This is a genomic window from Archangium sp. (assembly GCF_036388035.1).
In the GTDB taxonomy this organism is placed as follows: domain Bacteria; phylum Myxococcota; class Myxococcia; order Myxococcales; family Myxococcaceae; genus Archangium.
The window spans coordinates 1-13580 of the sequence record NZ_DASVSO010000274.1; the positions used below are offsets into that span (position 1 = coordinate 1).

Genomic DNA, 13580 nt, shown 5'->3' on the forward strand with positions numbered 1-13580 from the left:
TCAGCGCGCTGGACGTCTCCATCCAGGCGCAGATCGTCAACCTGCTGGTGGACCTGCAGCGCGAGCTGGGGCTCACCTACGTCTTCATCGCGCACGACCTGAAGATCGTCGAGTACGTGTCCACGCGCGTGGCGGTGATGTACCTGGGCCGCATCGTGGAGTTGGCGGACGCGGCGGACCTCTACCGACGGCCGCGCCACCCGTACACGCAGGCGCTGTTGTCGGCCGTGCCGGTGCCGGACCCCGAGCACAAGCGGACGCGCATCATCCTCCAGGGGGACGTGCCGTCTCCGCTCTCGCCGCCGCCCGGGTGTCCCTTCCACCCCCGCTGCCCGTATGCGATGGAGCGGTGCCGGCGCGAGACGCCGCCCCTCTACAACCTGGGCAACGGGCATACCTCCGCGTGCTTCCTGGCGGAGGAGGACGCGCGGAAGGCCACACCCGGTGGGCCGGAAGCGGGCTCGCCGACGAGCGCGGGAGGGTAGGGTGTTCTGGCTCAGCCACCACCACGAGAACGAGTACAACCGCACGTACCTGCTCGGCGGGGTGCGCGTGTGCGCGCGCTGCCTGGGGACGTACCCGGTGCTGCTGGCGGTGATGGTGGGCCTCTTCGCCGCGCGCGCCCCCCTCCTGTGGCGCTGGGATGTGCCGGTGGTGCTCGGCCTCACCCTGCCGGCGCTCGTGGACTGGTCGGTGGGTCGCTTCCGCCCGGCCAGTGGCTCCAACGCCGTGCGCACCCTGACGGGCGTGCTGCTGGGCACGGCCCTCGGCCGCTCGTTGTTCGTCCACGTCCAGAAGCCCCTGCCGGCGGTGCTGGTGTGGCAGGCGGCCCTGGTCGCGGTGGTCGCGCTCCCCGTGCTGCTCGCCTCCTCCCGGGGGCCGAAGGACGGGTAGGCCGGAGGGCCGCCGGGAAGCACGCGCGCCGGATGGGGTAGGTTCGGGCCTCCCTCAACGGAGGACACCGTGAAGACGTACGACCTGTTCGCCCCCGCCACCCTGGCCGAGCGCCATGCCCTGTTCGCGAAGATGCGGAGCGAGCCCGGGCTCTGCCGCGTGGAGCCCTTCGGCGCCTTCGCGGCGGCTCGCTACGAGGATGCCGCCGCCCTCCTGAAGGATCCGCAGCGCTTCTCGTCCGAGGCGCTCGCCATCACGGCGGAGCCGCCCTGGCTGGGTGCCAATCCGGTGGCCCACTCGCTCATCTCGAAGGATCCGCCGAACCACACCCGGCTGCGTGCGCTGGTCTCCCGGGCCTTCGGTCCCAAGGGGATGGCCCGGCTGGAGGCCCGGGTGCGCCAGGAGAGCGAGGCGCTGGCCGAGGCCGCTGTGCGCCAGCGCGAGGTGGAGCTCGTGGATGCCTTCACCTTCGTCCTGCCGCGCAACATCATCGGCTTCATGCTGGGCCTGGACCCGAGCACCTTCTCGGAGTTCAAGCGCTGGTCCCTGTACATGGGGCTGATCACCTCCGCCACGACGCCCGAGCAGCGGGAGGGGGTCCGGTCCGTGGTGCGGGAGATGAGCGACTACCTGACCGAGGTCATCGAGGCGCGCCGCCGCCAGCCGGGCGACGACATGGTGAGCGACCTGCTCCGCGCGGAGGTGGAAGGCAAGGCACTCACCAATGCCGAGGTCCTGTCCTTCCTCTCCCTGCTGCTCCCCGCGGGCATGGAGACGACGACGCAGCTGCTCGGCAACTCGGTCATCCATCTGGCCCAGCGCCCCGAGCAGTTGGCGCAGGCGCGGGCGGACAAGGCGCACCTCCCCCGCTTCATCGAGGAGGTACTGCGGTACGAGTCGCCCACCCAGCTCAGCTTCCGCCTGGCCACGCAGGACGTGGAACTGGCCGGGACGAAGGTGCCGGCGGGGAGCCTCGTGCTGGGGCTCGTGGGATCCGCCAACCGTGACGAGCGGGTGTTCGAGCGGCCGGATGAATTCATTCCGGGCCGGGAGAAGGGCACCCAGCACCTCTCGTTCGGGTACGGCGTGCACTTCTGCCTGGGCGTACAGCTCGCGCGGATGGAGGCACGGCTGGGCCTGGAGGCGCTCGTCTCGCGCGTCAGCGCCATCCGGCTGCGCTCGCCGGAGATCCACTGGAACCCCGGGTTCACCATGCACGGGCCCGCGGTGCTGCCGGTGGACCTTATCCCCGCCTGAGCGGAGCCGTCCTCAGTCCTCCTGGGTGAGATACTTCAGCAGCTCGTCCTCATCCTTCGAGACGACCCGCTCGTCGCCCTCGTGTCGGCCATGGCGTTGGATCTGCATCAGGCCCACGGTGCTCCGGACGAGCACGCCGACCTTCCGGAAGCCGCCGACCCAGCGAGGGCGGAGGCGGAGCATGGCGGCCTCGAACTGGGGGTCGTTCCGGCCGGGGCCAGCCCGGAGGTCGGCGAGGAGCCCATAGCGCGCTCGGCCCAGCGCATCCAAGGCGTCACCGAGCTGCGCGAAGACGACGTCGAGCTCCTCGATCGAGGCGAACGGCTTGTCGTTGCGAACGGTGCGGACGACGCCCATCCGCTCGTCGACGAGGACGGTGAAATATTCGTTCTGGAAGACCTGCTGGCCCATCGATTTCAAGCTCGCATGGGAGGTGGGAGGGAAGGAAGGAGGACGGGCGGGCAGGGGGCTCGGTCGCTCGCCGCCCACCTGGCCGCCGGCCCCACCGCCACCGGTACCCCGGGGGTACGCCTGCCTGATGACAGCCCGAGCGCGCCCTGTCATTCTCGCCACTTACAGAGGGCCAAAAAACGGTAGACCTGAACCGACCATTGTCCGTTGAAGGAGACGATGGAGGGGTGAGGACAGGTACGAGGCCCTGAAATGGGGGAGTGTTGGGACCGGAGACCTCAGACGAACGGCTGATGCTCGCCTTCCGGGCGGGGGATGCCCGTGCGTTCGAGGTGTTGGTGCGCAAGCACCGGACACCGGTGTTCAACTTCATCCTCCGCTTCACCGGCCATCGTGCACGGGCGGAAGACGTGCTTCAGGAAACGTGGCTGAAGGTGGTGCGCAGCGCGCCGGAGTACGAAGCGAAGGCGAAGTTCACCACCTGGGTCTACACGATTGCGAGGAACCTCTGCGTGGACAGCGCGCGCAAAGAGAGCTACCGGCAGACGGCCTCGCTGGAGGCGCCCACCCCGGGTGCCGAGGGCGATGAGGGCCGTCCCCTGGGCGAGGCCCTGCCGGACGAGGGCGCCAGCCCCGAGCGTGGCGCCTACAACGCCCGCGTGCGGCCCCTGCTGGAGCGTGCGCTGGCTGGCCTCCCGGAGGAGCAGCGCGAGGTGTTCGTGCTGCGCGAGTACAGCGGTATCCCCTTCAAGGAGATCGCCGAGGTGACGGGGGTGTCCGAGAACACGGTGAAGAGCCGCATGCGCTACGCCCTCGAGGGCCTGCGCCGACGGCTGGCCGAGCTCGGGGTGGATGGGGACCTGGCAGAGGACGGAAGGACGGTGGCGGGATGAAGCCTCAGGGTTCCCATGCACATGAGGATCGGCTGCTGGACTTCGCCTATGGCGAACTCCCGGCCTCCGAGGCCCGGGTGGTGGAGCAGCACGTGCAGGGCTGCTCGCGCTGCTCGGATGCGCTCGAGGGCATTCGCGGTGTGCGCACCGTCATGTCCCGGCTGCCGCTCCAGTCCGCGCCGGACGCGGGGCTGGAGTCGTTGCTGGCGTATGCGCAGCAGTCCGCGCGCCGGTCCGCCGCGGGTCCCGAGCCGGCGCCTCGCTGGTGGCGCCGCCTGTTGGCTCCCGCGCTGGGTGTGGCGGCCATGGGCGTCTTCGGCGTCGTGGTCCAGCAGGTGAACCGCACCGTGGACCTCAGCCCCGCGCTCAAGCAGGAGGCCGCGCAGGAGCAGCTCGCTCGCCAGGACGTGCCGACCTCCAAGGCGAAGGATCTGCCCGCACCCGCCGAGCCCTCGCCCGTGGCCGCGGCCGCGGCTCCGATGCCTGAGTCCGTCCAGCAGATGAATGCGCAGTACGACGACCAGGTCCGCAAGGAGTCTCCGAAGTCGGTGCGCCGCGCGTCGAAGGAGGACTGGTCCAACGCGAGCGCGGGCAGCGCGGGTGGCTTCCCGGAAAAGAAGACCGCTCAGCTCGACGACGAGGACATGCGCGCGCCGGTGAAGTCCAAGCGCGGCGGCATGGCCTCCGCCGGCAAGAGCGCGCTCTCCGTGTCGACGGAGGAGCAGCGCGCCGAGTCCGCCCGTGACGCCGACGACGCTCCGGCGGATGCCGACAAGTCACTGGAGGCCGAGGCTCCCGCTTCTCCACCTCGCTCCCAGGTGGCGCAGTACGTGCCGCCCAGCCCTTCTCAGCGCATCAGCGGCTCCACCACTCGTGCGGAGCCGAAGGGAAGCTCGCTCTCCTCCGATGAGATGCGCTCGGCTCCAGGCCGTGCGCAGAAGCCCACCGCCGCCCCGCCGCCACCTCCCATGGCCCAGGCGCTGCCTCCCGAGCCCCTCCCAGCCGTTGGTGGCCTGGCGGAGGAGAGGGCCGCCAAGGCCGAGGTGGCCCAGCAGCCTCGGGAGAAGTCCGCCGGCCCGACGCGCCCCGTCTCTCCCGCCGAGCTGCTGCGGCAGGCCGAGGTGGCCCACCGCTCCGGCGACAGGGCCCAGGAGGCGATGCTCCTGCGTGGGGCGCTGTCCTCCGGAGTCCAGGGGGCGCAGCGGCTGGGGGTGCTCTCCCGGCTGTGTGAGGCGGAGTTCGCGCTGGGCCGTCAGCGCAGTGCCCTGGAGATCTGCAAGTGGGTGATGAGCGAGGCGCCCGGCTCGAGCGAGGCCGGCATGGCGCAGCGCCGTGTGGAGAGCGTGCTCCAGTCCGAGGCGGACGAGGCCAAGAGCACGAAGCCCGCGCTCACCCAGTAAGTGGAGGGAAGGGGAGCGCGCCGGTCAGTGCGGCGGGTGCTCGCCTTCGGCGGGGGGCGGCAGCTCCGGATTGAACATGCCGCGGAACACGAGCGGCTCGCCCCTGGGTTCGCGCAGGGGCCAGGGCTCGCCCTTGGGCGAGATGCCCACCGCGTGGAGCTCGTAGGCCCCGCCTCCCTCCATCACGTAGAGAAACAGCGAGCCGGGGGGGGCCTCCGCGGGGATCGCCTCGGGCGAGTCCACCTTCTGCAGGCGGAAGGGCAGGGCACGGTACGAGCGCGTGCGGACCGACGTGGGTTCCCCCTGCGTCACCTGCGCCAGCGCCGTCTCCCAGGAGCCCACGTCCTCGGGGACCTCTCCATGGGCCTGCAGCTCGCTCACCGTCCGGCCGTGGAGCTGGCGCGCGACGCGGAGGATCCGCAGGTTGGCCGCGTCGGCGGTGCGCCCCGTCGCGGCGCCCTCCTGATTTCCCCAGGTGGCGAGCGCCAGGGCTCCGAGGATGAGCGCGGACCAGTGGAGCGGCGCGCTGCGTCCACGCACGCTCCGCACCAGGATGACCGCCATGCTCGCTCCCGCCATGACCACCGCCACGAGCAGCGCCAGTCGCGGGGGAGGTCCCGCGTTGTAGGGCTGGAGCTGCGAGTGCACCAGGTGCACCACCTCCGGCCAGCCCCCCACGAGGGTGATCGCGGTGAAGCCCGCGAAGATGGCTCCGTGGAGGACACGGAGCATCAGGGGGGACTGCTGTTGCGCGACGGTGGAGGACGGCTTCACGGGAACGGCAGGTTCAGCACGAAGTAGAACGAGTCGTAATAGACTTGGTACGCGCTCAGGAAGAGCTCGATGACGTTCTTCTTCCCGAACACCGGGGTGCTCATCCCCACCATGAGCCCCAGGGCCAGGATGTAGTTGATGAAGGAGTACTCCACCATCGCCTGGCCACGAGGCTGACGGCGGCGGAGCTGCGTGCGGGTCGCGTGCTTCTTCATGGGTTGTTCTCCTCCGGCTCGGGCTCGGACCCCGGCGGGGGTTGCATCCAGTCCGGCAGGTTGCTGGCCGGCTCCAGGGTAATCTTCTTGGCCCCCGGGACGGGGAGCACCATGCGCTGCTTGGCGTCCACGCCGTGGTCGCGCACCTCCATGCTGTACCGGATGCCGGGGAACTCCATCTTCGCCAGGCGCAGGATGGGGATCTCGCGGCTGATCCAATAGCGCTTGAGGACGGTGCGCTTGTGGAGGACCTCCAGGGGCTCGGCGGTCACCGTGCCCGCGAGCGTCATGACGCGTGCGGGCTTGCCTCGCTGCACGCTCATGTCGGGCCCGGCGGCGATCCGCGCCGAGCTGGGCGCGGGACCGGGGCGAGCGCTGTCCTTGTCGGGCGGGCCGAGGAGGGCGGGCAGGGCTTTCTGATCCACCTCCTGCATCCGCTCGAAGCCCTGGGTGAGGAAGAGCCGCGAGATGCCCTCGGTGCGCAGCCCGACGTCGCGGGTCACCAGCATGAGGAACTGCGCCATGGGCGCCTTCATCGCCGGGTGCTGGCCGAACTCCAGCTCCAGCCACACCGCGTCACGGCCCTGGGCGTCCTTCTCCTCGCCCACGGCGGCCATGCGCATGAAGGCCTGCTGGCTTCCCTCCAGCTGGTACGTCACCCACTCGCCCACGCGCGCGTCCAGGCGATCCGGGGCGGCCTCGAAGAGCATCCGCCCCTCGCGTGGCAGCTCCGCCGTCGGCGTGGCCCCCAGCAGCGCCAGGGACAGGGCACACACCAGGGCGTTCATGGCTTCTTCTCCTTCACGAGCCCCTCACGGGTGGCGGCCTCGCGCGCCTCGCGCACGGCGTCCGCGTTGGGCATGCCGTCGGGGCGATCCGTTCCCACCCACGCCTGCGAGACAGCCACCTGCTCGGACCCCAGCTCCACCAGGGTGGTGATCGTCTGCTCGGCTCCGCGCGCCAGCTCGATGACGTGGGTCCGCTGGCCGTCCAGCTTGCCGCCCGTCTCGCGCACCAGCTTGTAGCCCACGGCGCCGGCCTTGGAGAGCAGCTCCTCGCGCATCGCGTCCAGCCCGCGCTCCACCACCTGCGTGCGGTGTTGGGAGCCGCCGGCCTCGTCGCGCGTGCCCACGTCCGCGCTGAAGAGCGCGCCTTCCACCGGGATGAATTGGCTCTTGCCTCCCGCGGGCGGCTTGTACAGCCACAGGTCCTTGAGCACGGTGAAGCCCACCGTCTTGCCCATGTGCTTGCGCAGCACCACCGCCCGCTGGAGCCCCTCGCGCGTGAAGAAGGCCGACACCACCCCCTCCTCCACCAGGTCCCCATCGATGACGACCGGGTAGCCGTCCTTGCGCCACTGCTCGGCGAAGTGCTTCACCACCTTCATCATCGGGTCCTTCGTGGTGAAGTAGGCCATGCGGTGGTACTGGCCGTTGATCAGCAGATCATTGCCGATCCGCGTATGGACGGTACCCGGGTAGATGGCGAGCTCCTGCTCGGCCCACGACGGCGTGGCCCAGAGCAGGAGCGACAGGAGCGTGAGGAGGAGGCTTACTCGCACGTGATCTTGTTCTTGTTCTTGTCTTTGTTGAGCTTGGGATCCAGGGCGGGCGTGTTGGGCATGTCCGCCATCTGGTTCTTGCAGCCCATGAAGTTCTCGCCACGGGCCTTGAAGACCTGGCGGTACAGGGACTTGCTGTAGTCCTGGGTGTCGCGGAAGGGCGCGGTGTCGAAGCAGCGCTGCAGGTCGTCGTCGTCGTCGTCCCGCTCGTCCAATCCAGGCAGTTTCTTCTTGTCCAGGTTGTGGAGGCCCGACTGGGCGTCATGGCTGGGGGTGTTGCAGTCGGGACCCCCGGTCCCCGGCTTGTAGTTCTTGGCGACCACGAATGTTCCCAGGAAGGCCGGGAGGACGAGGTCGGCGAAATCGCCCAGCCTGTCCAGCCCCACCTGCTCCAGGTACTGGTCTACACCGAGGAAATTCATCCGGTCCACCTGCAGATAGAGGCCGTGGTCCGAGCCGCCGTTATGCGTGCCTGCCCGCTTGCCCTGCACGACGGCGTCGCCGCCATCCGGCAGGTGCCAGCCGTTGGCGATGAGGGTGTAGCGGTTCTTGACCGGCAGGTTGGACAGGTCCCTGCCTCCCCAGTTGTCCACCGAGTAGAAGCCCTTGCTCTCCTTCTGCAGGTAGCGCCGGGGCAGCATGTGGGCGGCGAGCTTGCTGGTGATCTCCACCTCCACCTGGCCCTTGGTGTTGAAGGCGAAGTGGTTGAGGAAGTAGTTGAGCGTCTTGCCCACCGCGGAAGCCGCCCCACTGCCCACGCCGCCCGAGCCCGCGGGGAAGGCGCGGCTGAGGTCGACGCCCGCCACGGTCTTGTTGGTGATGTTCACCTGCACGGGGTCGGCGCGCAGCATCATCGCGGCGGGGCCCGCGTTGGGCTCGATGGAGTCGAAGTCCTTGAAGCGCTCGGTGGCCTCGTCCATCGAGGCCTTCATGGCCACGTCGAAGGCCTTGTCGTGGTTGCCCGTGGCGTAGTCGCTCAGGGTGTAGCTGGTCATCTCCCAGGCGACGTAGCGGGTGGCCTCCTGCAGCTTGAGCTTGGCTCGCAGGATGTCGCTCAGGAAGATGCTGAACATCAGGATGGAGACCAGCAGCGGCACCACGAGTGCGAACTCGACGGTGGCGGCACCACGCCGGGAGGGCTGCTGCTGAACGCGGGGGCGGAGCATGGCGGGCCTCAGTGGGTGATGATCTTCGCCGGCACGTCCTTGATGGCGGCGGGCAGCGCGTTCGACAGCGTGTTGATGAGGGGCAACGACTCCTTGCCCTGCCACACGGCCGCCAGACGCGGACGCCAGTAGGGGTTGAAGAAGTTGGGCTGCTCGGCCCAGTTGCCGGGGCGGTGGTAGTACGTCTGGCCGCGCGAGATGACTGTCATGCCGTCCGAGATGGTCAGGCCGCCGATCCCCAGCTTCTTGCGGTTGTTATCCATCTCCAGCGTGCCGGGGGTCTTGCCGACGGAGAAGGAGATCTTCCCCGTGGGGTTGAGCAGGGCCGGCGTGTTGTGTGTGGCTCCCGTCTCGTCGGCCTTCTTGTTGCGCAGCTCGTCCGAGCTCTTGTTGAGCAGCACCCAGCTGGAGGGCTGGTTGAAGTCGTCCTTGCGCTCGGCCATGACGCCGGGGTTGCCATCGGCGTTCAGGCTGGTGCAGTCCGCCGAGTAGTCACCCGGTTCGAAGTGGGGGAAGGGCGCCAGGCCCTCCCAGCGGTGGTTGTTGTCCCGCGGATCGATGCGGACGTTGGCGCTGAAGACGTCGACGGACGTGGGACAGGCCCAGTCGGGGACGTACTTGATGAGGCACAGATCGTTCTTGTTGAGACCGAGCCTGCCGTCCTGGCCCCCGGCGTTTCCGTTGAAGACCACCCGCCAGTGGATGCCTCGCCGGCGCAGGTCTCCGTCGCTCATGGCCCAGATGCTGGGCTTGAGCGTGTCGTTCTTCTCCTCACGCGGATCGCCCCAGCAGTCCTTCCACGTCCGATCGTCTCCGCCACCGGGCTCCTTGGGGCAGCTGAAGGGATTCAGGAAGGGGCCGAGATCGCTGGGTCCCATCTTGATGTAGTACGGGTCGTCCGCGCCGAGCACGTCGCCCTGGGCGATCATGCCCATGGGGCTGCCGGGCAGATCCCGGTACTCGCGGATCTTGTTGCGGCCCTTGGAGAGACGGCCCTTGGTGGCCTCCATGCCACCATAGCCGAGCCCGAAGGTGAGGAAGCGCGTCTGACCCCACTTGGGGAAGCCGTTGAGGATGTCCCTGAGCGGCGAGAGCCAGTCGGGAATGGGCAGCAGGTCGCCGATCTTGCGCGAGGTGACGAACGTCTCCGGGCAGACGCCCCTGTTCTCTTCCTTGTCGCACGGGAAGCGCGTGGCGTTGGTGATGTTCCCCATCACCCGCTTGGAGCGAGCGAGCTTGCTGTTCTCATCCTTGTCGTCGGGCTTCAGCGCGCCGAAGGGATTGAACTTGCCCCTGAGCACCTGACCGGGCGACACGGTGGTCCCGTCATTGTGCGTGCGGTTGAAGAGACACTGGTTGATGAGCCCCGCGAGCGTCTGCGGGATGAGCGCGTCCACGTTGGGATCGTTCGCCGCGATGATGGTGTTCGAGGTCCCCATCACGTACGTGGACGTGGCCATCATCACCGCGACGGACGCTCCGGCCATCACGCCGTTGAGCGCCCGGTGCGCGGGTATGACGATCTGTCCTATCAGCCGGTCGATCGTCGGCAGTGCCGCTTTCAACGCCTGCAGGACGATGGTGATCGCCCTGTAGACGGCATCCAGCGCCTTCATGATGACGTTGATGTAGGGCAGGAAGTCGAGCACGGCGCAGATGACGACCCAGTGCTTCTTCCGGCTGTCCTTGGGGAAGCACGGGCCGATGGTGCGCATGAACCCGTAGAGGTCCGTGAGGAAGGCCTGGATGAAGAAGAGGAACGAGTCGAGCGACTGCCAGAGCATCGCCGACACGTAGTGCGACACCTGGGTGCGGTTGGTGAACGCGTAGAAGTTGAAGGCGCGAGCCTCCATGGCGGCCGTGGAGTAGGCCGCCGCGTCCGCCGTGTTCTGCAGGCGGATGCGCTCGTGCACGTTGTGGCCGATGTTGACGGTGGTCAGGAGCGCGATGCTCAGGATGAGCATCAGCACGCAGGCCAGGACGAGGGCCTGGCCTTCCTGGCGCTGGAGGCTGCGGCGAAGGGCGCGGGTCATCATGGTGGTCACAGGCCCCAGTCGGGGTTCAGGTGCATCAGCCACTTGTAATAGAAGTTCGACTGCATCCTCATGCTGTAGGTGGCAGTCAGCGGGATGAAGTAGCGCCGGCCGATGAGGCCCGAGATGAGCGGGACCTTGCCGGTGGCGAGCAGCCAGAGCACGGACATCTCCGGCGAGTAGAGGGTGTTGTAGCCGCGCTGGTGGTCGATGCCCCGCACGGCCAGGGCGGCCACGGAGTCCATGCCGCCCTTCTGGTTGGTGGCGTTCGCCTTCTTGTCCACCGTGGGCTTGTCGATGGAGCCGCCCAGGGAGGTGCCCGCGCGGGCCGCCCACCACGAGGTGAAGATGACCCAGTTGGCGAAGGGCACGCGCAGCTCGTACCAGTAGCGCACGCGGATGCTGAGCACCGTGGCCTTGCGGAACACCTCCTCGTCGTTGTCCGGCAGCGGGAGGTTGAAGAACTTGGCGATCTTGCTCTCGAGCGCCGGCACCTCCGGGTAGGAGTCCGGACCGTCGAAGTCCATCTCCTTCCAGTTGATGGCCGAGCGCAGCTTCCACACGCTCTGCACCGGCGAGTACCAGGACGGGTTCACCGTATCCACGCGCACCTGGCCGAAGAGGTTGGAGCCGTTGACGGTGGCCGGGACGATGGAGTTCTTGTTGGGCCAGGCCAGCACCTGCAGCGCCTCGTCATAGAGCTGCGCCAGCGCCCACGTCTTGCCCAGGTTGAACAGGGTGTCCGTGCGCCCCATGGTGGGCAGCAGCGACATGATGGCCGCGTCGTGCATGCGCTCGTTGCTGCCATTCCACACGATGCCCGTGCGCGCCGCGTTGAACGCCGCGTACTCGGTCATCAGCTTGGCGTGCTGCATCATCGTCAATTGGATGATGCCCAGGCCGAGGAAGACCATGAGCGGCATGATCAGGGCGGACTCGACCGCAGCCTGTCCGGACTGCCGGGAGTGGGGGAGGGTAGCCATGGAAGCCGCTATGTAGCGGGATTCCTGTCATCCAGTCATCGGTCAGGTGGACGCCGAGCCTGGTTGCCTGGGGGGTATCCGCCCGGATTCCCAGGGGATGGGCCGCCGCCAGAACCAGAGAAACCAGCAGTCCTGGGGAGCGCGACTTTGACACCCGACGTGCTCGGTGGATAACATCCCACCCCGTTGGCGCCTTGGGCTCCCGCCGCGTGAGTAGTTCCCCACCTACGACTCCCCAGCCCATCGCTCGCCCCCCGCTCCGTGAGGTCCTCGAGACATGTTGAAGGGTAAGACTCCGCTCGTCATCGCTCTGGCGCTCGGCCTGTTGGCCGGCATCATCGCGTGGTCCGCCATCAAGAAGAAGGAAGCGGACGTGCGCCGCGGCTGGAATCTGGTGCCGGTCGTCGTGGCCTCCCAGGACGTGCCCGAGGGCACCGTCATCACCTTCGACATGATCAACCAGCGCTCGGTGCCCGAGCAGTTCGTCACCTCCTCGGTGGTGAAGCCGGACTCGGCCACCTACGTGGTGGGCCAGAAGGTGCTGGTGGCGCTGCAGTCGGGCGATCCGCTGCTGTGGAGCCAGTTCGAGACCACCAAGGCCGCCGAGCGCCTGTCCGCCAAGGTCCAGAAGAAGGTGCGCGCCATCACCATCGAGGCGCGCAACACCACGTCGGTGGGCGGCTGGGTGCGGCCTAACGATCACGTGGACGTGATTGGCACCTTCCTGGATCCCCAGACGGACGAGAACGTGGCGGTGACGCTGCTACAGAACGTCATCGTGCTGGCCACCGGCAAGGTGACGGGCACCACCAACGTCAACCTCATCCCGGAGAACCAGCGCGACTACAACAACATCACGCTGATGGTCATCCCGGAAGAGGCGGAGATCCTCACGCTGGCCGCGGAGCTGGGCAACCTGACGCTCTCGCTGCGCAACGAGGAGGACGTGGACATGATCGAGGAGCGCGGTCGCGCCACGATCAGCACGCTGCTGTCGGGCGAGCGCACCCGCGTGCTCGAGCAGCGCCGCCGCGAGATCATCCAGATCATCAAGGGCAACGCCGAGAAGAGCGCTGCCACGGGTCCGCAGTAGTCCGGTCGTCTTCCTCACCCCCCTCGCTGAAGGAAGCCCCCGCCCATGTTGGCCGGAATCGTCCTCCTCCTCGTCACCGGGTCTGTTTTCTTCTTCAGCCTGGTGATCTTCACCGTCCTGGCGAAGGCGTACGAGCAGTACCAGGAGCGGTACGTCGTCAAGTCGATGAACGACTTGAGCGACATGTTCCTGTTCATCGATGCGCGGCAGCTGCTGGTGCTCAACATCGCCAGCATGTGCTTGCTGGGCATCCTGTCGTACATCATCTTCAACCCCATCCTGTGCGTGGGGGCCACGGTGTTCGGCTTCTTCCTGCCGATCATCCTGGTGAAGCACTACCGCAAGCGGCGCATCAAGAAGTTCAACGTGCAGCTGGTGGACGCGCTGCAGGCCATGGCCAACGCGTTCAAGGCCGGCCTCACCTTCCCGCAGGCCATCGAGCACGTGGCGCGCGAGGCCCAGCCGCCGCTGGCGCAGGAGTTCGGCCTGTTCGTGAAGGAAGTGAAGCTGGGCGTGCCGCTGGAGGAGGCCCTCATCAACATGGGCCGCCGCGTGGGCAGTGACGACCTGGAGCTGGTCGTCGTGGCCACCAACATCGCGCGCCAGCTGGGCGGCAACATGGCGGAGATGTTCGAGACCATCTCCAACGTCATCCGCGAGCGCTTCCGGCTCGAGGGGAAGATCGACGCGCTCACCTCCCAGGGCAAGCTGCAGGGCTGGGTCGTGGCGGCCATGCCGGCCATCCTCGGCATGGTGCTCAACTACATGCGGCCGGACCTGATGGAGCCGATGATGGACCACTGGTTCGGCTACATCCTGGTGACGCTGATCGCCATCATGGAAGTGATGGGCATCCTCATCATCCGGCGCATCGTCAACATTGATATCTAAGGAGCGGCC

At 68.0% G+C, this 13580-nt stretch carries 15 protein-coding genes; 7 read left to right on the forward strand and 8 right to left on the reverse strand.

The annotated features are described in order from the left end of the window. The 3 genes from VF697_RS11480 to VF697_RS11490 form a co-directional block, all read left to right on the forward strand. The coding region (locus VF697_RS11480) for an ABC transporter ATP-binding protein (protein WP_331094212.1) at nt 1-485 on the forward strand (485 nt) is incomplete at its 5' end. A 1-nt stretch (nt 486) separates the two neighbouring features. Then, entirely contained in the window at nt 487-894 is a 408-nt protein-coding gene (locus VF697_RS11485; protein ID WP_331094214.1) for a DUF2085 domain-containing protein, read from the forward strand. 69 nt (nt 895-963) lie between these two features. After that, on the forward strand, nt 964-2151 hold the full coding sequence (locus VF697_RS11490; protein WP_331094216.1) for a cytochrome P450: 1188 nt from the start codon (nt 964-966) through the stop codon (nt 2149-2151). A gap of 12 nt (nt 2152-2163) precedes the next feature. Here the strand turns inward: VF697_RS11490 and VF697_RS11495 are convergent, their stop codons facing one another. Beyond that, nucleotides 2164-2562, reverse strand: coding sequence for a hypothetical protein (locus tag VF697_RS11495; protein WP_331094218.1), 399 nt, complete (start codon nt 2560-2562; stop codon nt 2164-2166). A 260-nt stretch (nt 2563-2822) separates the two neighbouring features. Between VF697_RS11495 and VF697_RS11500 the strand changes: the two genes are divergently transcribed. Then, complete coding sequence (locus tag VF697_RS11500) at nt 2823-3455, forward strand: RNA polymerase sigma factor (protein WP_331094220.1); 633 nt, start codon at nt 2823-2825, stop codon at nt 3453-3455. Continuing rightward, nucleotides 3452-4855: an anti-sigma factor family protein gene (locus tag VF697_RS11505; protein ID WP_331094222.1), complete on the forward strand. Its 1404-nt coding sequence runs from the start codon at nt 3452-3454 to the stop codon at nt 4853-4855. Before VF697_RS11500 ends, VF697_RS11505 begins: the two co-directional genes overlap by 4 nt. 24 nt (nt 4856-4879) lie before the next feature. Here VF697_RS11505 and VF697_RS11510 read toward each other — a convergent pair whose 3' ends face one another. Genes VF697_RS11510 through VF697_RS11540 form a run of 7 tightly spaced genes read right to left on the reverse strand, consistent with a single transcriptional unit; the run spans nt 4880 to nt 11587 of the window. Next, nucleotides 4880-5587: a hypothetical protein gene (locus VF697_RS11510; RefSeq protein ID WP_331094224.1), complete on the reverse strand. Its 708-nt coding sequence runs from the start codon at nt 5585-5587 to the stop codon at nt 4880-4882. Between the two features lie 38 nt (nt 5588-5625). Then, nucleotides 5626-5844 (reverse strand): hypothetical protein, encoded by a 219-nt coding sequence (locus tag VF697_RS11515; RefSeq protein ID WP_331094226.1) that lies wholly within the window; start codon nt 5842-5844, stop codon nt 5626-5628. Next, nucleotides 5841-6632 carry a hypothetical protein gene (locus VF697_RS11520; RefSeq protein WP_331094228.1) on the reverse strand — a complete coding sequence of 264 codons (792 nt, stop codon included), beginning with the start codon at nt 6630-6632 and terminating at the stop codon, nt 5841-5843. The genes VF697_RS11515 and VF697_RS11520 overlap by 4 nt, the downstream gene beginning before the upstream one ends. Next, nucleotides 6629-7405 carry a hypothetical protein gene (locus tag VF697_RS11525; RefSeq protein ID WP_331094230.1) on the reverse strand — a complete coding sequence of 259 codons (777 nt, stop codon included), beginning with the start codon at nt 7403-7405 and terminating at the stop codon, nt 6629-6631. Before VF697_RS11525 ends, VF697_RS11520 begins: the two co-directional genes overlap by 4 nt. Further along, on the reverse strand, nt 7396-8571 hold the full coding sequence (locus tag VF697_RS11530) for a TadE/TadG family type IV pilus assembly protein (RefSeq protein WP_331094232.1): 1176 nt from the start codon (nt 8569-8571) through the stop codon (nt 7396-7398). Before VF697_RS11530 ends, VF697_RS11525 begins: the two co-directional genes overlap by 10 nt. An 8-nt stretch (nt 8572-8579) precedes the next feature. Then, on the reverse strand, nt 8580-10607 hold the full coding sequence (locus VF697_RS11535; protein ID WP_331094234.1) for a pilus assembly protein TadG-related protein: 2028 nt from the start codon (nt 10605-10607) through the stop codon (nt 8580-8582). 5 nt (nt 10608-10612) lie between these two features. Next, complete coding sequence (locus tag VF697_RS11540) at nt 10613-11587, reverse strand: TadE family protein (RefSeq protein ID WP_331094236.1); 975 nt, start codon at nt 11585-11587, stop codon at nt 10613-10615. Between the two features lie 277 nt (nt 11588-11864). Between VF697_RS11540 and cpaB the strand changes: the two genes are divergently transcribed. After that, on the forward strand, nt 11865-12680 hold the full coding sequence (gene cpaB / locus VF697_RS11545) for a Flp pilus assembly protein CpaB (protein WP_331094239.1): 816 nt from the start codon (nt 11865-11867) through the stop codon (nt 12678-12680). Between the two features lie 45 nt (nt 12681-12725). After that, nucleotides 12726-13571 (forward strand): type II secretion system F family protein, encoded by an 846-nt coding sequence (locus VF697_RS11550; RefSeq protein WP_331094241.1) that lies wholly within the window; start codon nt 12726-12728, stop codon nt 13569-13571. Nucleotides 13572-13580: the final 9 nt, after the last annotated feature.

Bases quoted from the DNA above. Each gene is read 5' to 3' on its own strand.
- VF697_RS11510 (WP_331094224.1), bottom strand. From the start codon at position 5,587: ATGCTCCGTGTCCTCCACGGAGCCATCTTCGCGGGCTTCACCGCGATC.
- VF697_RS11540 (WP_331094236.1), bottom strand. From the start codon at position 11,587: ATGGCTACCCTCCCCCACTCCCGGCAGTCCGGACAGGCTGCGGTCGAG.
- VF697_RS11515 (WP_331094226.1), bottom strand. From the start codon at position 5,844: ATGAAGAAGCACGCGACCCGCACGCAGCTCCGCCGCCGTCAGCCTCGT.
- VF697_RS11505 (WP_331094222.1), top strand. From the start codon at position 3,452: ATGAAGCCTCAGGGTTCCCATGCACATGAGGATCGGCTGCTGGACTTC.
- VF697_RS11550 (WP_331094241.1), top strand. From the start codon at position 12,726: ATGTTGGCCGGAATCGTCCTCCTCCTCGTCACCGGGTCTGTTTTCTTC.
- VF697_RS11495 (WP_331094218.1), bottom strand. From the start codon at position 2,562: ATGGGCCAGCAGGTCTTCCAGAACGAATATTTCACCGTCCTCGTCGAC.
- VF697_RS11535 (WP_331094234.1), bottom strand. From the start codon at position 10,607: ATGATGACCCGCGCCCTTCGCCGCAGCCTCCAGCGCCAGGAAGGCCAG.
- cpaB (WP_331094239.1), top strand. From the start codon at position 11,865: ATGTTGAAGGGTAAGACTCCGCTCGTCATCGCTCTGGCGCTCGGCCTG.
- VF697_RS11520 (WP_331094228.1), bottom strand. From the start codon at position 6,632: ATGAACGCCCTGGTGTGTGCCCTGTCCCTGGCGCTGCTGGGGGCCACG.
- VF697_RS11530 (WP_331094232.1), bottom strand. From the start codon at position 8,571: ATGCTCCGCCCCCGCGTTCAGCAGCAGCCCTCCCGGCGTGGTGCCGCC.